Genomic DNA, 21,939 nt, shown 5'->3' with positions numbered 1-21,939 from the left:
GGGCTCACCCGCGAGCGCGCCCCGCCGGACCCGCCCGCGGTCTCAGTGCCGGGCGCGGCCGGCCGTGCGCCGCTCGGCGTACCACCGGCGCACCTCGGGCCGCGACAGCAGCACCACGGTGGCCACGCAGGCCGCCAGCGGCAGCGCCATCACCAGGCTGGTGACCGCGGTGACCAGGAAGAGGCCGGCGGCCAGGGCCGAGGAGACGACCAGCCCGAGGCGTCCGCCGTTGCTGCCGCGGAAGGCGAGCACGGCCACGACGCTCGCGACCACCGCCCACACCACGACGACCCCGGCCATGGCGTAGACCGCCGTGGTGAGGTCGGAGCGGCTGAGGTCGGCGTCGGCGAGGGCGGGATTCTGACGGTAGACCTCGTCGAAGAGCATGTCGGGCGCGGCCGCGATGACCGCGGCGGTCAGCACCATGCCGAGCGCGACCAGGCCGCTGAAGGCCCAGGTCAGCGAGCACGCCCACACCACCGCCGAGGGCCGTCGCGACGGGCGCCCGGGCACGGGGTGGCCGACGTAGGGCGTGACCCGCTGGTCGGGCCGGGCCTGCTGGTCGGGGCGCGAGGCCGCCGCCGACCCGAAGCCGGTCCACGGCGCCGGCTGGCCCTGCTCCCCGTCGACCTGCGGCCCGCTCCGGGGGGCGGGCGCCTCCGCCCCCGGACCCGGCGTCTGGCCCGCGGACCGGTCCTGCGGGTCCTGCGGTGAGCCGACGGGCGGGTACGCCGGCGGCCACCCACCGGGCGCGGGCCCGTCGGATCCACCCGGCGGCGTGGTGCGACCCGCGGCCCGGTCGGCGGCCCGGTCGGCCGCCGCGCGCTCGTCGTCGCGCTGGCGCGGGGTGACCCCGTCGAACCAGTCGCGCGCCGGCTGGAGCCACAGCAGCAGCGCGGCCACCGCGACCAGGGAGGAGGTGAAGCCCCCGCTGACCAGCCCGCCGAGGAAGAGCGGCACCGCGAGCACGGCCAGCGCGAGGCGCGCCGGCTTGGAGCGCTGGAGCACCGACCAGCCGAGCACCGCCGCGGCCGCCGCGCAGGCTCCGGTGACCATGCCCGTGACGCGCAGCAGCGCGACGACGTCGGTGGTCTCCAGTCCCAGCCCGTCGCCGGGAGGCTCGCCGAGGAAGGTCTCGATCGTCTCCCGGGTCTCCAGCGACGTCAGCCGGGTGATCTGGTCGTAGACCGCCAGCACGACGACGACGGAGCCGACGATGATGAGCCAGCCGGCGATCGTCACCTGCCGGGGGCGGGTGGGGGTGGCCTCGCTCATGGCGTCATCCTCCCAGACCGCGCCCAGCGGCCCCGGGCCGGACGGGCCCGGGGCCGGGTGAACCGACAGGGCCGCCCGGGCCGCCCGGCTCAGCCGGTGACCAGCGCCAGCCCGTCGTCGCCGACCTCGACCCGCACCCGTCCGCCGTCGGAGACCTCGCCGCCGATGAGCAGCCGGGCCAGCGGGTCACCGATCGCGGTCTGGATCAGCCGCCGCAGCGGCCGGGCGCCGTAGGCCGGGTCGTAACCGGTCTCGGCCAGCCACGTGCGGGCCTCGTCGCTGACCTCGATCGCGATCCTGCGCACGGCCAGCCGCTTCCCCAGCAGCGCCAGCTGCAGGTCGACGATGTGGGTCAGCTCGTCCTTGGTGAGGGCGTCGAAGAGCACGATCTCGTCGAGCCGGTTGAGGAACTCGGGCTTGAAGGAGGCCCGCACCACCGCGAGCACCGACTCGCGTCGCTTCTCGGGGTCGAGCAGCGGGTCGACCAGGTGCTGCGAGCCCAGGTTGCTGGTGAGGATCAGCAGCGTGTTGCGGAAGTCGACGGTGCGGCCCTGGCCGTCGGTGAGCCGGCCGTCGTCGAGCACCTGGAGCAGGATGTCGAAGACCTCGGGGTGGGCCTTCTCGACCTCGTCGAGCAGCACGACGGAGTAGGGCCGGCGGCGCACCGCCTCGGTGAGCTGGCCGCCCTCGTCGTAGCCGACGTAGCCCGGAGGCGCACCGACCAGCCGCGAGACCGCGTGCTTCTCGGAGTACTCGCTCATGTCGATGCGCACGATCGCGCGCTCGTCGTCGAAGAGGAAGTCGGCCAGCGCCTTGGCGAGCTCGGTCTTGCCGGTGCCGGTGGGGCCCAGGAAGAGGAAGCTGCCGGTGGGCCGGTGGGGGTCGGCGATGCCGGCGCGGGAGCGGCGTACGGCGTCGCTGACCGCGCCGACCGCCTCGCGCTGGCCGATGAGGCGCTCGCCGATGACCGCCTCCATCTCGAGCAGCTTGGCCGTCTCGCCCTGGAGCATGCGGCCGGTGGGGATGCCGGTCCAGGCCTCCACGACGTCGGCGATCTGCTCGGCGCCGACCTCCTCGCCGACCAGGGGCTCCAGCTGCGGGCCCTCGCTGCCGTCGGCGCTGCGCTGGGCGGTGGCGGCCGCCTGGGCCAGCGACTTCTCCAGCGCGGGGATCTGGCCGTAGAGGATCTCGCTGGCCTCGTCGAGACGGCCCTCGCGCATCAGCTTGTCGGCGTGCACCCGCACCGCGTCGAGGCGCCGGCGCAGCTCGCCCTCGTCCTCCAGCGTCGCCTTCTCCTGCTCCCAGCGCGCCTCGAGGCCGCGCAGCTCCTCCTCGTGGTCGGCGAGGTCGGCGCGCAGCCGGGCCAGCCGCTCGACCGAGGCCTCGTCGCTCTCCTTGGCCAGCGCGAACTCCTCCATCTTGAGCCGCTCCACGCGCCGGCGCAGCCGGTCGATCTCCTCCGGGCTGGACTCGATCTCCATGCGCAGCCGCGAGGCGGCCTCGTCGATGAGGTCGATGGCCTTGTCGGGCAGCTGGCGCCCGGTGATGTAGCGGTCGGACAGGGTGGCCGCGGCGACCAGCGCGGCGTCGGTGATGCGCACGCCGTGGTGGGCCTCGTACTTCTCCTGGATGCCGCGCAGGATCTGGATGGTGTCCTCGACGCTGGGCTCGCCCACCAGCACCTGCTGGAAGCGGCGCTCGAGGGCGGGGTCCTTCTCGATCCGCTCGCGGTACTCGTCGAGGGTGGTGGCGCCGATCATGTGCAGCTCGCCGCGCGCCAGCATCGGCTTGAGCATGTTGCCGGCGTCCATGGCCGAGTCGCCGCCGGCGCCCGCGCCGACCACCGTGTGCAGCTCGTCGATGAAGGTGATGACCTGCCCGCCGGCGAACTTGATCTCCTCGAGCACGGCCTTGAGCCGCTCCTCGAACTCGCCGCGGTACTTCGCACCGGCCACCATCGCGGCCAGGTCGAGGCTGAGCACCCGGCGACCCTTGAGCGAGTCGGGCACGTCGCCCGCGACCACGCGCTGGGCCAGGCCCTCGACCACGGCGGTCTTGCCCACGCCGGGCTCGCCGATGAGCACGGGGTTGTTCTTGGTGCGCCGGCTCAGCACCTGCACGACGCGGCGGATCTCCGCGTCGCGCCCGATGACGGGGTCGAGCCCGCCCTCCTCGGCCAGCGCGGTGAGGTCGACGGAGTACTTCTCCAGCGCCTCGTACGTCGACTCCGCGTCCTGGCTGGTGACCCGGCGGCTGCCGCGCACCGCGCCGAGGCCCTCGCGCAGCCCGGCCTCGCTGAGGCCGGCGTCGAGGAGCACCTTCTGCGCCGGGCTCTCGGTGCCGGCCAGCGCCACCAGCAGGTGCTCGGTGGCGACGTAGTCGTCCTTCATGCCCGCTGCCAGGTCGAGCGCACCGGCCAGCACCCGGGTCAGCGCGGCGGAGGCGGCCGGCTGCTGGACCGTGGCCCCGCTCGCCTTCGGCAGCGCGGCCATCACGGCCTCGGCGGTCGAGGTCAGCGCCGTGGCGTCGACCCCGGCCTTGGTGACCAGGCTGCGGGTCACGCCGTCGCCCTGGCGCAGCAGCGCCACGAGGAGGTGGACCGGCTCGGTGACGCTGTTGCCGGCCGTGGTGGCGGAGAGCTGCGCGGCCTCGATGGCCTCGCGGCTGCGAGTGGTGAACTTGTCGGCGCCGAACTGGCTCATGTCTGTCTCCTGCGGGTCCCGGTGTCCAGGTGCGGTGTCCACCACCGGTGGACGTCACCTGCTCAACGTACAAGAAGTTGAGTCTGTTCCACTCAACTTCGGAGTCGTCGTGCCCCGGCCCGCCGGGGCGGGGTGACCGGACGGCCTACGCGGCGTCGGGGCGCCGCTCCTAGTCTCGCCGGGAGGGGCCGATGCCCGGAGGACCCAGGCCAGGAGGACACCGTGGCGCCGATGAGGACCGTGATCTGACTCGGATCTAATCAGTGGTCCCTTAACCTCTCGGAGAACAAGTGAAGATTCAACGATTCACCGCGCTATTGGCCGCAGGCGCAATATGTGCCGCGGCTTCTCCGGCGGTTGCCGACGGGGATACGGAACCCTCCGGGTCGGCTCTCAATCTGACGGTGAACGAATCCGATGCGGCGGGAGCCGACGGCATCGCGCCGGATGCGACACTGACGGTTGAGATGCCCACCGATGGACTGGCCCTCCCCGCCGCCGGGTCTCTTGCGTGCAACGTTACGGCCAACAACCCGCACTATTCGGCGGGTGCCCCAGGGGTCATCGCCAAGATCCGCTACACATGCACCGGCAACATCTCTGGAACCCTCGGCGTCAACGCGAACTTGTACCGCTTTGCGCCCGGCACCACAGGCCCTACGTGCCGCGAGCTTCCAATAACCAGAGCCGACCGGTCGGCCCCCTCGCAGCTGGCACTGTTTATGTTCCCGCCGATTCACTGCCCGGCATCGTATGCAAGTTGTCGGATCGCTACTACGCAGCGGCGTTTCTCACGCTCAATGCGGGGCCCTCGAGCAGTACAGGCAGCGTTCGATCCAACACGGTGTCCCCCCAAAAATGCAGTTGAGCTGCAAGTAACCTGAACCTCGGCCCGCGGCCTCGTCGCGGGCCGGGGTTCTGTTATCGAGAGTTGCGATCGTGGCCCTGTAGCCAGACGAGACCGCGACCCGTTCTCGGTTGGACGCTTTCCAGCGTGTCATCATCCACAACTAGAGCGATTGCAAACACCTCATCGATAGCCGCGCGCCCGCGCGCCCAATCGAGCACCTCCACGAAGTCATACCCCGTGAGATCGTAGGTTGTTGTGCTGGCTGACTCCTGTCCATCGACAGCCGTCTGGACGTAGACGCGAAAGCGTGGACTGTCGTCCTCCCAAGCGCTATCCCGCTCGTCCACGGGGATTATTGATCTCGGCCTTTGCTCCATTGCTCCAGCGTGCCACAGGCGGTGACAATCGTCGGGCCGACTTTGCCCGGATGAAGCCGCACGCAGCGCCCGTCATGATCGGCGCCTTTCCGCCCGAGCGTCGCGTCGTGACCCTGGGACCGGGACCGCGGCCGCCGAGATGTTGCACGGGTTCCGACAGGCGCGAGTCCGCAGCAACCAGAACATCAAGAGGGCCGCCTGGCCTGAGCCGGTCGACAGTTTGGAACTGCTGCGCCAGGTTCTCGAGGAGTGCGACCGGGAGTACGGGCCGACCGCGACGACGACTGACCGCGCGTCGGTGCCCGGGCGTACCGTCCCGCCCATGCAGCTGCACGCCGCCCACCGACCAGCCGACGACGACACCGTCGAGGCCCACCACTGGACCCTCGTTCAGCGGCCGGCACCACGAGCGCCGTAGGCCACGTAGCCCTCCCAGCCGCGTCCGGGTTGGTTGCGCCACTCCACCAGCAGCCCGAGCATCCACTCCCCATCGCTCATCACCATGACGTGCTTGGAGGGGTTGTCGCTGGGTTGGGGGAAGTCCCCGCCGCGTGGTCGACGAGCCAGGTCCGGCTCGGTGCGGTGCCTCAGGTCGCGGGCCACCCTCAGCGCTCCACGCGCACGTGCAGCAGCACATGACCCTCCGGCACGCCGGCCTGGGCCTGCTCGAGCAGCTGGGCGTAGTCGTCGCCCTCCAGGGTCCCACCGGTGCGGCTCGGCTCCGGTGTCACCGGCAGGACGCGAGGCGAGGTGAAGAACCATGGCCCAGACCGTAGGACCTGTGCCTGAGCGGCCACGGCCACGATGTGGTGGGCGAGGCCGGCGACGGCCGAGCCGGCATCGAGGTCGTCGGGCGGCACCAGCCCGACCTCGTGGTCCTCGACCTGTCCATGCCCGTCATGGACGGCCTCGAGGCCCTCCCCCACCTGCGCCGCACCAGCCCGGGCAGCACCATCGTGGTGCTGTCGGCCCACGGTGCCGACCAGATGGCGCAGCGCGCGCTCGACCTCGGCGCCGACGGCTACATCGAGAAGGGCACGTCGCTGCGCGTGGTGCTCGCGCGCATCGACGTCCTGCTCAGCCCTCCGGGGTGACTGCGCGGGGCGTGTCGCCGGCCTCCGACTCCGGCGGCGTGGCGTGGGCGGGGAACTCCACCGCGGCCGACTCCTCGTCGACCAGGCAGGTGCGGCAGAAGTCCTCGCCGAAGGGCGTGAGGTGGATGCTGCGCCGCACGACCTTGGCGAAGCGCACCGAGTGCACCGCCGCGAGCACGTCGGGCTGGGCCTCCAGCACCTGGTAGTCCATCGGGTCGCGCAGGGCCTCCCGGCTGAACCACACCAGCCCGAGGCGGAAGAGGTTGTTGAGGTAGGCCGGCACCTGGTCGAGGTAGCGGCACCCCGCCCGCCCGCCGATCATGGTCAGCCCCGGCGCGATGAGCTGGCTGTTGACCATGCCGATCGGCCCGCCGGTGCGCACGTCGACGCTGGGCTGCGGCCCGCCGCGCAGGAGCAGCAGCAGGATGCGCGCCTCGTCGGGGGCCACCTCGCCGAGGATCCGCCCGTAGGCCGGGTGCGAGGACTCGGTCTCCCACACGTCGCGGGAGCGCTCGAGCAGCCGGGCGCCCTGCTCGCGCAGGCTCAGGGGCGGCGGCGCCTCGTCGCGGCGCGTGGCGTGGCCGCCGTAGGAGACGACCTGGCCGGTGACCACCGGCTCGCTCTCAACGATCTCGCCGAAGGCCTCGGCCGCGTACGCCAGCGCCTTGCCGATCGGGGTGCCCGACGACACCGAGCGGGTCAGGTCGCTGACCACGGTGGCGGCCTGCGTGGCGTCCTTGGCCAGCGCCGCGGCCTCGTCGGGGTCGCGCACCGCGCGCAGGAAGCGTCGGCTCGTGCGCGCCGAGGTGCGCACCCCCCAGCCGGTCGTGTGCCAGGCGGCCGAGGCGGCCACCCGGCCCAGCCCGGGCAGCGCCTCGACGGCCGGCGCCAGGCGACCGGTGAGGCCCTGACCGTCGCGGGCGGCCGGGCCCTGGGCGACGTACGGCGGCAGCGCGGGCGGCTCGCCCGCACGCGCGCGCCGCTCGCCCGCCATCCCGCGCCCGTCGGCGGCGCCTGCTCGCCTGTCGGCTGCGCCCGCTCGCCTGTCGGCGGTGTCGCTCACGCCCTCACCCCACTCCGAAGATCCACAGGTGCAGGAAGCCGCCTGCCAGTCCCATGATGGCGCCGTGGGCGTAGAGCATCCACTCGTCCTCCTTGATGGCCGCCCGCATCATCTCGACGAAGTCGCGCGGCGGCAGCTCCTTGGTGCGGCGCGCGACCAGCACCCGGATCTTCTCGGCCTGGCGTGCGCTGAAGTCCTTGTCACGGAAGGGCGTGAGCGTGCGGCCCACGAGGTCCTGGGCCACCGAGTCGCGGATCGTGTCGAAGCGGTCGCTGCCCACCGCGACCCGCACCGCGCCGCGCGCCGGCCCGACCGCGAGGTCGATGGCCGGCCGCAGGGCGGTGGCCAGCATCGCCCGCGTACGGTCGCCGCGGGGGCCGTCGAGCAGGAAGTCGCCGATGCGCTCGAGGGTGATGACGTCGTCGGCGATGATGCGGGCGTAGACCTCCGCGGCCTCCGGCTGGCGGCGCGGGAAGAGCCCGTGGACCCTGACGCCCAGGATGCGACGCGGCTCCGGGGGCTCGAAGATCAGCCACATGCCCAGCGCGTTGGTGATCCAGCCGACCACGACGCCCAGCACGGGCAGCAGCCACCACAGGCCGAAGATCGAGTCGACCACCGCCACGGGGATGCCGAGCAGGAAGCCGAAGACGAAGCCGAAGGTGACCATCAGGTTCAGCTCGCGCTGGCCGAAGTCGCGGAAGATCCGCACCACCAGCGAGGGGTTGTCGCGGAAGTGGTCGATCACCATGATCTTGGGGTCGAGCAGCTGGTCGATGTGGGTGCCGATCTCGGTGGTCACCCGCCCCACCACGGTCGGCAGCTGGGCGTCGACCCGCTCGACCACCGCACGCCGCACCGGCCCGGGCAGGTCGCGCCACAGGCGCGGGTGCTCGCGGCGCATCACCCCGTCGACGAGCTCGGGCAGCTCGGGGCGGAAGACGGTGACGATGTGCTCGGCGATCTGGTCGGGCTCCAGCTGCTGGTAGAACTCCGCCGGGGTGCCGAGCTTGGCGATGGCCTTGTCGACGGCGATGCTGCCCATCTTGGCCGCGCGCGCCGGGATGATCCCCTGCCAGCCCAGGCCGCCCTGGAGCAGCCCCGGCACCTCCTGCACCTTGCGCGGCAGCACCGAGACCAGCTCGCGCATGCCCGGCACGCGCACGCCGTGGAAGCGCACGGGGCTGAAGAGCATCCACAGCCCCGACCAGTTGATGAGCCAGCCGATGACGCCGGTGAAGACCGGGATCGTGAGGAAGTGGACCCACTTGACGTCGTCGGCCCACGCGGCCAGCACGTCGAGCAACCACTGCACCCTGAGCACCCCTTCGTGCCCGGCCGTCCGGCCGGGTGGTGGCCGAAGACTAGCGCCCCGCTCCTGCCGGTGGACGGGTGTTCCGCGTCACGCTCCCGCCTGCGAGCGGCTCAGCCGCGACCGCGGCGCCACACCACGAGCGACTGACCCGGGTCGGGTCGCCGCAGCACCGGCAGCTTGTTGGGCAGCGCGGGGGCCGAGGCGTCGGCCCGCCGCGCGGTGAGCGCCTGCTGGAGCGCGGCCCGGGTGCGGTCGAGCTCATCGGCCAGCTCGGCGTTGCGCGCGGTCAGCGCGGCCACGTGGTTCTCCAGGTCGAGGATCCGGCGCACGCCCTCGATCCCGATGCCGGCCGAGGTGAGCTCGGAGATCACCCGCAGCAGCTCGATGTCGCGGTGGGAGTAACGACGTCCCCCGCCGCCGGTGCGCCCCGGCGTGATCAGGCCCAGGCGCTCATAGGTGCGCAGGGTCTGCGGGTGCAGGCCCGTCAGCTCCGCGGCGACGGAGATGACGTAGACGGCCGCGTCGTAGGACGGCTCGAAGGGGTCGCGCTGGGCCACGGGGTCACCCGGCCTGCTCGAAGAGGTTGGCGCGCAGCGGCCTGCCGGCCGTGGCGGCGCGGTAGGCCTCCACCGCCTCGCGGGCGGTGGCGTCGAGCACGGCCGGCACCTGCACCTCGACGGTGGCCAGCAGGTCGCCCGACGTGCCGTCGCTCTTGCGCGCGCCCTTGCCGCGCACGCGGAAGGTGCGCCCGTTGGGGGTGCCGGCCGGCACCTTGAGGGTGACCGGCGTGCCCGCCAGCGTCGGGATCCGCACGTCGGCGCCGAGGGCGAGCTCGTCGAAGGAGACCGGCACGTCGAGGGTGAGGTTGTCGCCCTTGCGGCCGAAGAGGCGGTGCCCGGAGACCTTGACGGTGACGTAGAGGTCGCCGGCCGGGCCGCCGTGCTCACCCGCGCCGCCCTTGCCGCGCAGCCGGATGCGCTGGCCGTCCTTGACCCCCGCGGGGATGCGGGCCTGGATGGTGCGCGAGGACTGGCCGCGACCGCTGCCGTGGCAGGTCGGGCACGGGTCGTCGTAGAGCAGCTGGCGGCCGTGGCAGGCCGGGCAGGTCTCGTTCATCGAGAAGGCCCCGCCCACCGAGGCCACCACGAAGCCGGCGCCCTCGCACTCGGGGCACACGTGGGGCTTGGTGCCGGGCTTGCCACCCGTGCCGGAGCAGGTCGCGCAGGGCGCGTCGGAGCTGAGCCGCAGCGAGATCGTCACGCCGTCGAGGGCGTCGGTGAAGCTGATGGTGGCGGTGGTCTCGACGTCGCCGCCCTTGGTGGCGCGCACCCGCTGCCGGGTGCGGCCGCCACCGGCGCCGCCGCCGCGGAAGAGGTCGCCGAACATGTCGCCGAGCCCGCCCTGGCCCGGGGCGCCGGCGCGGTCGCGCAGCAGGTCGTCGAGGTTGAAGCCGCCGGCACCGCCGGAGGTACCTCCCCCACCGAAGCCGCCGCCGAAGCCGCCGCTGCCGTAGAGGGAGCGCATCTCGTCGTACGTCGCCCGCTTCTCGGGGTCGCCGACGACGTCGTAGGCCTCGGCCACCTGCTTGAAGCGGTCGTGCTTGGCGGTGTCACCGGGGTTGGAGTCGGGGTGGTTCTCCCGCGCCAGGCGCCGGTAGGCCTTCTTGATCTGGTCGGCCCCGGCGTCCTTGGTCACGCCGAGCGTGGCGTAGAAGTCCTTCTGCGCCCAGTCGGCGCGGAAGCCGTTGTCACTCACGGGAGAACCTCCCCTCTCTGGTCTCGGTGGTGCTGGTCGTGCCGGTGCTGGTCGTGCCGGTGCTGGTCGTGCTGGTCGGGTCTCAGCCGGCCGGGTCGGCCACGAGCACCTGGGCGGCGCGCACGACCCGGTCGCCGATGCGGTAGCCGGCCTTGGCGATCACCTTGCAGGTGGTCACCTCGACCTCGGGGTCCTCGCCGATGTGGGAGAGGGCCTCGTGCAGGCTCGGGTCGAAGGCGTCGCCGGGCTGGCCGAAGCGGATCAGGCCGAGGTTGGCCACGGTCCGCTCGAGCTGCTCGGCCACCGACTTGAAGCCGCCCTCGAGCGGCTCGTGCTCGCGGGCCCGGTCGATGGTGTCGAGCACCTCGGTGATCGGGGCGAGCGCGGCGTAGGTCGCGTTCTCCTTGATCAGCTCGCGGTCGCGCTCGACACGGCGCTTGTAGTTGAGGAACTCCGCCTGCAGCCGCTGCAGGTCGGAGAGCCGCTCGGCCGACTCCATGCGGGCCAGGGCCAGCTCGTCGTCGGCCGGGTCACCGCCCACCGCGCCGGTCGGCTCGGTGGGGTCCTGCGAGCTGTCACCGCTCACGGGCTCCTCCTCGACCTCGGTCTCGTTGGCCATCTCGGCCGCCTCCGCCGGGAACGCCCCCTCGGGGGAGGGAGCCGCAGGCTGCTGCGGCTCCCCCGCCCCGGAGGTGCCCTCGGGGTGCTCGCCGGACGGCTGCTCGCCGGGGGCTGAGGTCACTTGGACTCACCCTCGGTGGAGCCGGTGGTGTCCTCGTCCACGACCTCGGCGTCGACGATGTCGTCGTCGGCCTCGCCCGTGGCGCCGGTCGCCCCGCCGGCGGCGGCGGAGTCGGCCTCGGCCGCGGCGTACATGGCCGCACCCATCTTCTGGCTCGACTCGTTGAGCTTCGTGACGCCGGCGGTGATCTCCTCGCCCGAGGCCTCGGAGTTCTCCAGCGTGGCCTTCAGCGCGTCGACGTCGGCCTGCACCTCGGTCTTGACGTCGTCGGGGATCTTGTCGCCGTTGTCGCCGAGGAACTTCTCGGTGGTGTAGACGAGCTGGTCGGCCTGGTTGCGGACCTCGATGGCCTCGCGACGCTTGGCGTCCTCCTCGGCGTACTGCTCGGCCTCGCGGACCATGCGGTCGATGTCGTCCTTGCCGAGCGCGGAGCCGCCGGAGATCGTCATCGACTGCTCGCGGCCCGAGGCCTGGTCCTTGGCCGAGACGTGCACGATGCCGTTGGCGTCGATGTCGAAGGTGACCTCGATCTTCGGGATGCCGCGCGGCGCCGGCGGGAGACCGGTCAGCTCGAAGTTGCCGAGGGGCTGGTTCTGCGCCCACATCTGGCGCTCGCCCTGGGCGACCTTGATCTCCACCGACGGCTGGTTGTCGTCGGCGGTGGTGAAGATCTCCGAGCGCTTGGTCGGGATGGTGGTGTTGCGCTCGATGAGGTTGGTCATCACGCCGCCCTTGGTCTCGATGCCCAGCGACAGCGGGGTCACGTCGAGGAGCAGGACGTCCTTGACCTCGCCCTTGAGCACGCCGGCCTGGAGCGCGGCGCCGATGGCGACGACCTCGTCGGGGTTGACGCCCTTGTTGGGCTCCTTGCCGCCGAGCAGCTCCTTGACGACGTCGGAGACCGCCGGCATGCGGGTCGAGCCGCCGACGAGCACCACGTGGTCGATCTTGTCGACGGCGACGCCACCGTCCTTGAGCACGTTCTGGAACGGCGTCTTGGTGCGCTCGAGCAGGTCGGCGGTGAGCTTCTGGAACTCCGAGCGCGTCAGGCGCTCCTCGAAGTGCAGCGGGCCCGACTCGCCGTGGGTGATGTAGGGCAGGTGGATCGTGGTCTCGCTGGAGGAGGAGAGCTCGATCTTCGCCTTCTCCGCGGCCTCCTGCAGGCGCTGCTTGGCGATCTTGTCGGCGGCCAGGTCGACGCCGTTGCCGTCCTTGAACTTCTTGACCATCCAGTCGACGACGCGGGAGTCCCAGTCGTCGCCACCGAGGTGGTTGTCACCGGAGGTCGCCTTGACCTCGACGACGCCCTCGCCGATCTCGAGCAGCGACACGTCGAAGGTGCCGCCACCGAGGTCGAAGACGAGGATCGTCTGGTCGTCGCCCTTGTCGAGGCCGTAGGCCAGCGCGGCCGCGGTGGGCTCGTTGACGATGCGGCTGACGTTGAGGCCCGCGATCTCGCCGGCCTCCTTGGTGGCCTGGCGCTGGGCGTCGGAGAAGTACGCCGGGACCGTGATCACCGCGTCGGTGACGGTCTCACCGAGGTAAGCCTCGGCGTCGCGCTTGAGCTTCTGCAGCACGAAGGCGCTGATCTGCTGCGGCGTGAAGTCCTTGTCGTCGATCTTCTGCTTCCAGTCGGTGCCCATGTGGCGCTTGACCGAGCGGATGGTGCGGTCGACGTTCGTGACGGCCTGGCGCTTGGCGACCTCGCCGACGAGCACCTCGCCGCTCTTGGCGAACGCGACGACCGACGGGGTCGTGCGGGCGCCCTCGGCGTTCGCGATGACGGTGGGCTCGCCGCCCTCCAGGACCGACACGACGCTGTTGGTCGTGCCGAGGTCGATGCCAACGGCTCGTGCCATGGGTGGTACCTCCATCTAGGGATGCTGCGGGTGAGTGGGGCCGTCCGCGCGCCCCGAGGGGCTGCGTCCGGCGATAGCTCCATGATGCGTCGCCCGCGCCGCCCAGACAAGTTAGTTGAGTCTCATCGACTCAACTTGGCTCAGCCGTCTCAGCGCAGACCGGCCATCCGCAGCCCGATGTCCACGACCGAGACCCGGTCGAGCCCGCCCACCTCGTGCACCGAGATCCAGCGCGCCTCGTCGGTGCTGCCGTCGCGCTCGTGGGTCAGCTCGCCGCCCACGACGCGGGCGGCGAAGAGAGCGCGCACGGCCTTCATCGGGCGTCCCGAGCCGTTGAGGCGGCGCTCGGGGCCGATGACGTAGGTGTCGACGCCCAGCAGGTCGCCGAGCTCGACGTCGTAGCCGCTCTCCTCCTTGACCTCGCGCACCACGCCCTGCTCGACGCTCTCGTGCAGCTCGACCCCGCCGCCGGGCAGCGTCCACTGGCGACGGCTGCCCTCGTTCCAGAGCGCGAGCAGCACGTGCCCGGCGTCGTCGGTGATCACGGCGTAGGCGGCCAGACGGGTGTCGTAGTCGGTGTAGTGCACGGCTCCCATCCTTCCGGCCGGGTCAACCGCGCACGGTCGGGACGCCCGATCGGGTGAGACCAGGAATGATCCGCGGCGCTCGCTCGCTAGGACCCCCATGACCGTTTCCACGATCACCCTGAACAACCAGACGACGATCCCGCAGCTCGGCTTCGGCACCTACCAGGTGCCGCCGGAGCAGACGGCCGACACCGTCTCCACCGCGCTCGAGGTGGGCTACCGCCACATCGACACCGCGCAGATGTACCAGAACGAGCAGGAGGTCGGCGAGGCGCTCAAGGCCTCCAGCATCCCGCGCAGCGAGCTCTACATCACCTCCAAGCTCAACAACGGCTACCACCGGCCCGCCGACGCCGAGCGCGCCTTCGAGGAGACCCTCGACAAGCTCGGCCTCGAGCAGATCGACCTCTTCCTCATCCACTGGCCGCTGCCGACGCTCTACGACGGCGACTACGTCTCGACCTGGAAGACCCTCGCCTCCTTCGTGGCCGACGGCCGGGCCCGCTCCGTCGGCGTCTCGAACTTCCAGCCGGCCCACCTCGACCGCATCGTGGCCGAGACCGGCGTGGTGCCCGCGGTGAACCAGATCGAGGTCCACCCCTACTTCACCAACGAGGACGCCCGCGCCGCGTCGATCCGCCACGGCGTCGAGGTCGAGGCGTGGTCGCCGATCGCACAGGGCGCGGTGCTCGACGACCCGACCATCGGCGAGATCGCGGCGAAGTACGGCAAGACCGCCTCGCAGGTCACCCTGCGCTGGCACGTCGAGCGCGGCGACATCGTCTTCCCCAAGTCGATGAAGCGCGAGCGCATGGAGGAGAACTTCGCGATCTTCGACTTCGCCCTCACCCCCGACGAGGTCAGCACCATCGCCGGGCTCGACAAGGGCGAGGACGGGCGCACCGGCCCGAACCCAGACACGTTCGACTACGTGCCCGCCTGAGGCACCACCCGCACACACCAGCACCCCGGACGCCGAGCGTCCGGGGTGCTGCTGCGTCCGGGGGTGCTGCGCGTCGGGAAGCGTCGGGGAGGCGTCAGCCGACGGTGACGCGGACCTCGTTGGAGGCCTTGCCGCTGTCGGGGTCGAGCACCCGGAAGCGGTTGACCCCGGGCGTGCTCGTCTGCACGTAGGTGGCGAAGGTCTGGTTGCTGACCACCGCGGTGACGGGGAAGTCCTCCCACCCGCCGCCGGCGAAGCGCTGCACCTGCAGCACCGCCCCCTCACCGGTGGGGAAGACGCCGGTGAGGTCGATCTGGCCCATCGGGGCGACGGAGGTCTGCCCGGCGTTGAGGGTGAGGTCGCCGTCGGGCTTCTCGCTCCTCGTCGGCGACGGGCTCTGCGAGGGGGTGGCCGACCCGGTGGCCGAGCCGCCGAGGGTGATCTCGGGGCCGCCGGGGGCGCCGGTGTCCTCGAAGCGCGGGATGTAGAGGGAGCCGGTGTCGCTGGCGCTGCTGGTGGCGCCGGAGTCGCCGACGCCGGCGACGCGGGTCACGGCGAGCGCGACGCCGCCCAGCACGAGGCCGACCGCCAGCCCGACGCCCAGCAGCGCGGCCAGGCCGGTGGCCACCGCGCGACGCACCTCGTGCGACTCCTCCTGGGCCGGCGTCCGGGCGCTGCTGCCGTCGGTGCCGTCGTGGTCGTCGTGCTCGGCCACCGAATCACTCCCCGTCGTCGGCGGGGCCCGTGCCGGCGCCCGCGGGGCCATTCTCGCCGCCGCCGGTCGGCGAGCCAAGCCGGGCGGCGTAGGAGACCACCCCGGCGGGGTCGGGGGTGGCGTCGACCTGCTCGCGCGCGACGAGGAGGTCGAGGTGGGCCTTGGTCTCCATCGCGGCCATGCCCTGGTTGAAGACGTCGAGGCTCGCCCAGGCGTGGTCGTGCCGGGTCCAGGGCAGCACGGCGGCGACGTCGGCGGCGCTGACGGACCCGCCGCGCAGCGCCTCGAGGCACCTCGCGAGCCGGTGCTCGTGGTGGGCCAGCAGGGCGTCGACCCGGGCGTGGGAGGAGGGGGCGACGGGGCCGTGGGCGGGCAGGACCCGCAGGTCGGGCAGCTCGCGCACCCGTGCCAGGGAGGCCATGAAGTCGCCCAGCGGCGAGGCCACGACCGGCACGGTGAAGCCGATCGACGGGGTGATCGTGGGCAGCACGTGGTCGCCCGAGAGCAGCAGGCCGGCGGCCCGGTCGGCGAAGACGTAGTGGCCCGGCGTGTGGCCGGGGGTGTGCACGGCCTCGAGCGTGCGGGTGCCGACCTCGAGACGGTGGTCGCCCTCGAGCCAGGCGTCGGGATAGGCCCAGTGGCCCAGGTCGAACTCCTCCTGGCTGCGGGCGTGCTCCTCCCACCGCTCGGCGACCCCGTGGGCGCCGGCGGTGCGCAGCACGTCGGGGAACGGGCTGCGCCCGGGCCAGGCGTCGCTGTGGAAGAGGTCGAGCGCCGGCTTGTCGCCGATCCCGAGGGACACGTGGGCGCCGGTCTCGCCGGCCAGCTGCGAGGCGAGCGTGTAGTGGTCGCGGTGCACGTGGGTCACCAGGAAGCGGCGCACGTCGCCGACGCCCGCGCCGATGCGGGCCAGCGAGCGCTCGAGCACCGCGCGGGCCGCCGGGAGGGCCCAGCCACCGTCGACGAGGGTCAACCCGTCGTCGGTCTCGAGGGCGTAGACGTTGACCGCCCGCAGCCCGTCGTTCGGCAGCGGGAGCGGGATCCGGTGGAGCCCGTCGGCCACCGGCCAGGCGCCCTCGGCCGACCAGTGCTCGCCGGAGTCGGGTGAGACCGCGTGGGCCGTCGACGTGCCCGGCCCCGCGGTCCGGCCCGCGGTCTGTCCTGCGGTCCGGCCTGTGGTCCGGCCTGGGGTCTCACCTGGGGTCGGGGCGGGTGTGGGGGGCACGAGGCGGACCCTACGCCGGGACCGCTCGGGCAGGATGGGCGTGTGGACGACCCGCTGGTGCCGCGGCTGCGTGCCGCCGGTTGCGTCTACGCCGAGGAGGAGGCGAGCCTCCTGCGCGCCGCGGCCGAGGGATCCCCCGACCCGGGGGCGCTGGAGCGGATGGTCGCCGAGCGGGTGGCGGGCCGGCCGCTGGAGGTCGTGGTCGGCTGGGCCGAGCTCGCCGGCACCCGTGTGGTGGTGACCCCCGGGGTCTTCGTGCCGCGGCGGCGCTCGGCCGCGCTGGTGCGCGCCGCGGAGGCCCGCCTGCGACCGGGGGCCACGGTGGTCGACCTGTGCTGCGGCACCGGCGCCGTCGGCGCCGCGCTCCTCGCGCGCCGCCCCGACCTGGTGGTGCACGCCGCCGACCTCGACCCGGTCGCCGTCGCCTGCGCCCGGCTCAACCTGCCCGACGGCCCCGAGGGCCCGCGGGTCCACCAGGGCGACCTCTGGGCCGCGGTGCCCGAGCGGCTGCGCGGCGCGGTGGACGTGGCGGTCGCCAACGCGCCCTACGTGCCGACCGCCGCCCTGGCCACCCTCCCGCCCGAGGCCCGGCTCCACGAGCCGCGCGCCGCCCTCGACGGTGGCGACGACGGCCTGGTGCTGCACCGGCGCCTGCTCGCCGAGGCCCACCGGTGGCTGCGCCCGGGCGGCGCCCTCGTGGTCGAGGTGGGCGCGGGCCAGGTCGGGACGGCGCTGGCCCTCGCACGGGGGGCCGGGCTGCGGGCCACTGTGGTGCGCGACGACGACGTCGACGGGATCGCCGTGGTGGCGACCCTCCCGCGCCCCGCCACCGGTCTGGACCAGTCCGGGCCGCAGGTGTAGGTGACGCGTCACCGGGCATGGCCCTGACATCGGCGGCCCTCGATCCGGGGGGCGCGCGCAGGCCCGGTGGGAGGCGCCTGCGAGCGGAGGGCCGTCGATGCCGCCCCCGTCGCACCCCCGTGCCGGACGAGCCCGGTGCCCGACGGGCCCCGGGTCGGGCGCCGTGTGACCGCACGCTCGCCGGGGCTGGCTACGGTGACGCGGTGACGACCTCCCCGCCGGCGCCGGCCCTCCGGTCGCGCCAGTGGCTGCTGGTGCGACGCCAGCTGGCGGCGTTCCGCCCCTCGTGGCGCTGGCTGCGCGGGTCGCTGCGGTCCTTCGCCACCTCCTTCCTGGCCCTCACCGCGAGCCTGTGGCTGCTGCCCGGCACCCAGGTGACCCGCGGCGCGGAGTCGGTGGCGGCGCTGGCCGTCGGCGTGCTCGCCGTCGGGGCGCTCGTGCGTCCGCTGATCACCCGCCTCACCGTGCTGACCGGCGTGGTGGGCCTGCTGCTCGCCGGCTTCCTGGCCCAGGCCGTGGTGCTCGGCATCGCCCTGGCCCTGGTGCCGACCGTGGAGCCCTTCAGCGCCGGCCAGGTCGTGCTCGCCGCCTGGGCGGCGGCGGTCGCGGCCGCGGCGGTCAACTGGCTCTTCGACGCCAGCTCCGACGAGGCGTTCCTGGGCCAGCTCCTGGGCCGCGCCGTGCGTCGTACGCGCCGCGCGGGGAGCGAGGGACCGGGCCTGCTCGTGGTGCAGCTCGACGGGGTCAGCGAGCCGCTGCTGCGCCAGGCGATCACCGCGGGGGCGCTGCCCACGGTGTCGCGCTGGCTGCGCTCGGGCAGCCACCGCATGCGCGGCTGGCACACCGGCGTGCCGGCGACCACCCCCGCCGGCCAGGCCGTGCTGCTGCACGGCGACGTGACCGCGGTGCCGGGCTTCCGCTGGTGGGACAAGGGCCGCGGGCGGCTGCTCACGGCCAGCCGCCCCGTCGACGCCGCCGAGGTGGAGGCGGCGATGTCCGACGGCCGCGGCCTGCTCGCCGACGACGGCGCGAGCGTGTCCAACCTCTTCTCCGGCGACGCACCCACCTCGGTGCTGACCATCAGCGACGGCCGCCTGCCCGGCTCCGACCGCGGCGCCGCCTCCTACATGGCGCTGCGCAGCGGCTTCCTGCGCTCGCTGACCCTGCTCGGCGGGCAGGTGGTGACCGAGTGGCACCAGGCCCGCCGCCAGCGCACGCGCGACGTGCGGCCCCGGGTCGGGCGCGGCGGCGCCTTCCTGCTGCTGCGCGGGCTGACCACCGTGGTGCTGCGCGACCTCAACCTCGCCGTCGTCACCGAGCAGCTCACCCGCGGGACCCCGGTGGTCTTCGTCGACTTCGTCGACTACGACGAGGTCGCCCACCACGCCGGGCCCACCCGGCCGGAGTCGATGCGCACCCTGGAGAACCTCGACCGCGTGCTGCAGTTCCTCGACCAGGTCTGCGGCGAGGTCGGCCGGCGCTACGAGCTGGCCGTCGTCTCCGACCACGGGCAGGCCCAGGGCACGACCTTCCTCCAGCTCACCGGCCGGACCCTGGAGGACGTCGTGCTCGAGCTCGCCGACGCGCACGCCGGACAGGGCGCGGCCGCCCCCGACCCCCGCAGCCCCGCCGACCGGGCCACGTGGTCGGAGGAGACGTGGGTGCCGGCGAGCATGCTGCTGGCCGGGGCGACGGGCTCCGGGCGCGCCCTGACCCGGGCGACCCGGTCGGTGGCCGAGCGACCCCGACGCCGCGCCGGCGGCACCCCCGACGGCACCCCCGACGGGGGCGCGGGCGGTGGCGCACCTGCCGCCCGCCTGCTGGTCGCCGTCTCCGGTGGCCTCGCCCACGTCTACCGCACCGACCGCCCCGGGCGCCTGACCCACGACGACCTCGCCGCCCTCCACCCGCACCTGGTGGCGGGCCTGGCCGCCCACCCGGGCGTCGGCGGCGTCGTGACCCGGCTCTCCGCCCCCGGGCGCCGCGACGGCGACCTGCGTGTCGACGGGCCCGGCGGCTGGTGCGTCCTGCGGCCGGGCCACGGGGTGGTCGACGGCGAGGGCGCCGACCCGCTCGCCACCTACGGGCCGCGGGCCGCGGCCGACCTGCTCGACCTCGAGCGCCGCGACCACGTCGGCGACCTCGTCGTGCTGGGCGCCCACGACCCCGCCCTCGGCGAGGTCGTCGCCTTCGAGGAGCTCGTCGGCTCCCACGGCGGGCTCGGCGGCTGGCAGACCGAGGCGCTGCTGCTGCACCCCGCCGACTGGGAGGTGCCCACCACCCCGCTCACCGGTCTCGACGTGCACCGCACGCTGGTCGCGCGCCTCGAGCGGCTCGGGCTGCGCGCCGACTCCCCCACCCGCTCGGCGGGGTCGGCCGGGCACGTCGGGGAGACCGCATGAGCGCCCCCGCCCCGGGTCCGGTGCGCCTGGGCGTCACCTGGTGGGGCCACGCGTCGACCACGGTCGAGCTGGGCGGGGTCCGCGTGGCGATCGACCCGCTGCTGGCCGGGCGGCTGGTGCACCTGCGCCGTCGTACGCCGCTCCCGCCCGCCGACGCCGCGCTCGCCGACGTCGTGCTCGTCTCCCACCTGCACCTCGACCACTGCCACCTGCCCTCGCTGCGACGCTTCGCCGCCGACGTGCCGGTCGTCGTGCCGCGCGGCGGGGAGCGGCTGCTGGCCGACCTCGGCGACCGGCTGCTGGGCGTCGCCCCCGGCGAGACCCACCGGGTGGGCGGGGTCGACGTCGAGGTGCTGGCGGCCACCCACGACGGCCGGCGCCACCCGTGGGCGCGGGAGCGGCCGCCGGCGCTGGGCTTCCGCGTGACCGGGCCCGCCACCGGGGCCACCACCGGGGCCACCACCGGGGCCACCACCGGGGCCACCTCCGGGGCAACCGCCCCCGCACCGGCGTCGTTCTGGTTCCCCGGCGACACCGGGCTGCGCGAGGACATGCGCGAGGTGGCGCCGGTCGACCTGGCCCTGGCGCCGGTCGGCGGGTGGGGGCCGAGCCTCGGCGAGGAGCACATGGACCCCGACGAGGCCGCCGAGGCCGTGCGCCGCGTCGGCGCCCGCTGGGCGGTGCCGGTGCACTGGGGCACCTTCTGGCCGGTCGGGCTCGAGCGCGTCGACCGCGCCACCCACCACCACCTCTTCGTCACCCCGGGCCAGCGCTTCGCCGACGCCCTGGCCCGCGCCGGCAGCGCCCGGCCCGTCCTCGCCTCCCCCGCCGAGCGGATCGTCCTGTGAGGGCGGTCCGGTGAGCGCCGACCACTTCGGCCCGGTGGCGCTGCTGGTGCTCTTCGGCGTGGTCGCCGTCGGCGCGATCGTGCCCGTGCTCCCCACCGGGGCCGCCGTCAGCGCCACCGCCGTGCTGGCGGCCGACTCGCACCTGTGGGAGGTGCCGCTGGTCGTCGCCGTGGGCGGCGCGGCCGCCTGGGTGGGCGACGTGACGACCTACGCCGTGCTGCGCCGCGCCGGTGAGCCCCTCGCGCGGCGGGTCGGGTGGCTGCGCCCCGACGACCCCGAGACCCGGCTCCACCGGCTGCGCGAGTCGATCGAGGAGCACGAGCTGCGCACGCTGCTGGTCTCGCGGCTGGTGCCCGGCGGGCGGGTGCCCGTGCTGCTGGTGGCCTCGCTGACCGGCTACCCCGCGCGGCGCTTCGCCAGCGCCGCGGTCGGTGCGGCCACCCTGTGGGCGGTCGTCTACGCCGCCATCGGGCTGGCCGGCGGCTCGCTGCTCGCCGACACCACCACGGCCGTCGTCGTCGCCGTGCTCGCCGCGCTGCTGCTCTCGCTCGGCTCGTCGCTGGCCCCGGCGCTGAGGAGGCGGCTGGGATCGTCCGGGGCGCCGTCGCCGGGGTCCGGGCCGGGATCGGCGCCGGGATCGGCGATGGGATCGGCACGGCGGCGCCGGCCGCGTGCGGGAGACTGAGCCGCGTGACGACCGACCCGATCCGCGAGGCGCACCGCCAGTGGGTCGCCCACGGGTGGGACGACGCCGCCGACGGCATGGCCCTGGTGACCTCGCTGGTGCGGGTGCAGCAGCTGCTCATGGAGCGCATCGACGCCGTGCTGCGTCCGCTCGACCTCACCTTCGCCCGCTACGAGGTGCTCCAGCTGCTGTCGTTCACCTCCGCGGGACGGCTGCCGATGACCAAGCTGGGCTCGCTGCTCCAGGTGCACCCCACGTCGGTCACCAGCGCGGTCGACCGCCTCGAGCGGCAGGGCTACGTCGAGCGCTCGCGCGGCGAGGGCGACCGTCGCATCGTGCTCGCCACCCTCACCGACGCCGGCCGCGCGATCGCCGCCACCGCCACCGCGGGGCTCAACCGCGACGTCTTCGAGTCCCTCGGGCTGCCGCCCTCCCAGGTCGGTGCGCTCTCGCGCCTGCTGGCCGCCCTGCGCGCCCGCAGCGGCGACCGCGTCGACTGAGCGCACGACCCGGGGCGCGACCCGGTGCACGACCCGGCGCGCCGACCGGGGCCGACGCACCCTCGACCGGCGGGGTCCGGGCGGCTATCGTGGGCAATTAGTAGGACGTCCAACTATCTTCGGGCGCCGGCCCCGGCCCAC

General features: G+C 73.9%; 19 protein-coding genes. 7 read left to right on the top strand and 12 right to left on the bottom strand.

The genetic code is table 11. The features are described from left to right. Positions 1 to 42: 42 nt before the first annotated feature. From M3673_RS17160 to M3673_RS19375, 3 genes are all read right to left on the bottom strand, one after another. Positions 43 to 1,275: a hypothetical protein gene (locus tag M3673_RS17160; RefSeq protein WP_251535152.1), complete on the bottom strand. Its 1,233-nt coding sequence runs from the start codon at positions 1,273 to 1,275 to the stop codon at positions 43 to 45. 89 nt (positions 1,276 to 1,364) lie between these two features. Next, positions 1,365 to 3,977: an ATP-dependent chaperone ClpB gene (gene clpB, locus M3673_RS17155; protein ID WP_251535150.1), complete on the bottom strand. Its 2,613-nt coding sequence runs from the start codon at positions 3,975 to 3,977 to the stop codon at positions 1,365 to 1,367. Positions 3,978 to 5,809: 1,832 nt separating this feature from the next. Beyond that, on the bottom strand, positions 5,810 to 5,935 hold the full coding sequence (locus M3673_RS19375; protein ID WP_267477225.1) for a hypothetical protein: 126 nt from the start codon (positions 5,933 to 5,935) through the stop codon (positions 5,810 to 5,812). Positions 5,936 to 5,983: 48 nt separating this feature from the next. Between M3673_RS19375 and M3673_RS17150 the strand changes: the two genes are divergently transcribed. Beyond that, the gene (locus tag M3673_RS17150; RefSeq protein WP_308196177.1) at positions 5,984 to 6,298 is read left to right on the top strand and encodes a response regulator transcription factor; all 315 of its coding nucleotides are present in this window, start codon (positions 5,984 to 5,986) and stop codon (positions 6,296 to 6,298) included. Here the strand turns inward: M3673_RS17150 and M3673_RS17145 are convergent. From M3673_RS17145 to M3673_RS17115, 7 genes are all read right to left on the bottom strand, one after another. Next, positions 6,282 to 7,361 (bottom strand): Abi-alpha family protein, encoded by a 1,080-nt coding sequence (locus tag M3673_RS17145; RefSeq protein ID WP_251535146.1) that lies wholly within the window; start codon positions 7,359 to 7,361, stop codon positions 6,282 to 6,284. The two genes, M3673_RS17150 and M3673_RS17145, sit on opposite strands and share 17 nt — an antisense overlap. 4 nt (positions 7,362 to 7,365) lie before the next feature. Further along, on the bottom strand, positions 7,366 to 8,676 hold the full coding sequence (locus M3673_RS17140) for a hypothetical protein (RefSeq protein ID WP_056863306.1): 1,311 nt from the start codon (positions 8,674 to 8,676) through the stop codon (positions 7,366 to 7,368). A gap of 110 nt (positions 8,677 to 8,786) precedes the next feature. Then, entirely contained in the window at positions 8,787 to 9,233 is a 447-nt protein-coding gene (locus tag M3673_RS17135) for a heat shock protein transcriptional repressor HspR (protein ID WP_056903309.1), read from the bottom strand. A 4-nt stretch (positions 9,234 to 9,237) separates the two neighbouring features. Beyond that, the gene (gene dnaJ / locus M3673_RS17130; RefSeq protein WP_251535144.1) at positions 9,238 to 10,431 is read right to left on the bottom strand and encodes a molecular chaperone DnaJ; all 1,194 of its coding nucleotides are present in this window, start codon (positions 10,429 to 10,431) and stop codon (positions 9,238 to 9,240) included. 82 nt (positions 10,432 to 10,513) lie between these two features. Next, complete coding sequence (gene grpE, locus M3673_RS17125) at positions 10,514 to 11,173, bottom strand: nucleotide exchange factor GrpE (RefSeq protein ID WP_056863303.1); 660 nt, start codon at positions 11,171 to 11,173, stop codon at positions 10,514 to 10,516. Continuing rightward, positions 11,170 to 13,032 (bottom strand): molecular chaperone DnaK, encoded by a 1,863-nt coding sequence (gene dnaK / locus M3673_RS17120; RefSeq protein WP_251535143.1) that lies wholly within the window; start codon positions 13,030 to 13,032, stop codon positions 11,170 to 11,172. Before dnaK ends, grpE begins: the two co-directional genes overlap by 4 nt. Before the next feature lie 149 nt (positions 13,033 to 13,181). Further along, on the bottom strand, positions 13,182 to 13,619 hold the full coding sequence (locus M3673_RS17115; RefSeq protein ID WP_200918980.1) for an NUDIX hydrolase: 438 nt from the start codon (positions 13,617 to 13,619) through the stop codon (positions 13,182 to 13,184). A 97-nt stretch (positions 13,620 to 13,716) separates the two neighbouring features. Between M3673_RS17115 and M3673_RS17110 the strand changes: the two genes are divergently transcribed. Then, positions 13,717 to 14,562 carry an aldo/keto reductase gene (locus tag M3673_RS17110; protein WP_251535140.1) on the top strand — a complete coding sequence of 282 codons (846 nt, stop codon included), beginning with the start codon at positions 13,717 to 13,719 and terminating at the stop codon, positions 14,560 to 14,562. Positions 14,563 to 14,656: 94 nt separating this feature from the next. Here M3673_RS17110 and M3673_RS17105 read toward each other — a convergent pair whose 3' ends face one another. Continuing rightward, positions 14,657 to 15,277: a hypothetical protein gene (locus tag M3673_RS17105; RefSeq protein WP_251535138.1), complete on the bottom strand. Its 621-nt coding sequence runs from the start codon at positions 15,275 to 15,277 to the stop codon at positions 14,657 to 14,659. Between the two features lie 4 nt (positions 15,278 to 15,281). Further along, positions 15,282 to 16,340, bottom strand: coding sequence for an MBL fold metallo-hydrolase (locus M3673_RS17100; protein WP_251535136.1), 1,059 nt, complete (start codon positions 16,338 to 16,340; stop codon positions 15,282 to 15,284). Positions 16,341 to 16,544: 204 nt separating this feature from the next. Between M3673_RS17100 and M3673_RS17095 the strand changes: the two genes are divergently transcribed. The 5 genes from M3673_RS17095 to M3673_RS17075 all read left to right on the top strand — a co-directional run bounded on the left by M3673_RS17095 (position 16,545) and on the right by M3673_RS17075 (position 21,798). After that, positions 16,545 to 17,363, top strand: coding sequence for a putative protein N(5)-glutamine methyltransferase (locus tag M3673_RS17095; RefSeq protein ID WP_251535134.1), 819 nt, complete (start codon positions 16,545 to 16,547; stop codon positions 17,361 to 17,363). Between the two features lie 203 nt (positions 17,364 to 17,566). Then, on the top strand, positions 17,567 to 19,765 hold the full coding sequence (locus tag M3673_RS17090) for a phage holin family protein (RefSeq protein ID WP_251535132.1): 2,199 nt from the start codon (positions 17,567 to 17,569) through the stop codon (positions 19,763 to 19,765). After that, positions 19,762 to 20,613 carry an MBL fold metallo-hydrolase gene (locus M3673_RS17085; protein WP_251535130.1) on the top strand — a complete coding sequence of 284 codons (852 nt, stop codon included), beginning with the start codon at positions 19,762 to 19,764 and terminating at the stop codon, positions 20,611 to 20,613. The genes M3673_RS17090 and M3673_RS17085 overlap by 4 nt, the downstream gene beginning before the upstream one ends. 10 nt (positions 20,614 to 20,623) lie before the next feature. Further along, a complete protein-coding gene (locus M3673_RS17080) occupies positions 20,624 to 21,298 on the top strand; it encodes a VTT domain-containing protein (RefSeq protein WP_251535128.1) in 675 nt (224 codons plus the stop codon). A 5-nt stretch (positions 21,299 to 21,303) separates the two neighbouring features. Then, on the top strand, positions 21,304 to 21,798 hold the full coding sequence (locus M3673_RS17075) for a MarR family winged helix-turn-helix transcriptional regulator (protein WP_228941707.1): 495 nt from the start codon (positions 21,304 to 21,306) through the stop codon (positions 21,796 to 21,798). Positions 21,799 to 21,939 lie beyond the last annotated feature (141 nt).

It is taken from the genome of Nocardioides sp. P86 (assembly GCF_023712465.1).
Lineage (GTDB): Bacteria > Actinomycetota > Actinomycetes > Propionibacteriales > Nocardioidaceae > Nocardioides > Nocardioides kribbensis.
The sequence above is the reverse complement of the archived record's forward strand: the minus strand, read 5'-3'. Positions and strand labels throughout refer to the sequence as shown.

What these genes read in the sequence shown, in the direction of transcription:
- M3673_RS17160 (WP_251535152.1), bottom strand. Translation starts at nt 1,275, where the DNA reads ATGAGCGAGGCCACCCCCACCCGCCCCCGGCAGGTGACGATCGCCGGC.
- clpB (WP_251535150.1), bottom strand. Translation starts at nt 3,977, where the DNA reads ATGAGCCAGTTCGGCGCCGACAAGTTCACCACTCGCAGCCGCGAGGCC.
- dnaK (WP_251535143.1), bottom strand. Translation starts at nt 13,032, where the DNA reads ATGGCACGAGCCGTTGGCATCGACCTCGGCACGACCAACAGCGTCGTG.
- M3673_RS17110 (WP_251535140.1), top strand. Translation starts at nt 13,717, where the DNA reads ATGACCGTTTCCACGATCACCCTGAACAACCAGACGACGATCCCGCAG.
- M3673_RS17085 (WP_251535130.1), top strand. Translation starts at nt 19,762, where the DNA reads ATGAGCGCCCCCGCCCCGGGTCCGGTGCGCCTGGGCGTCACCTGGTGG.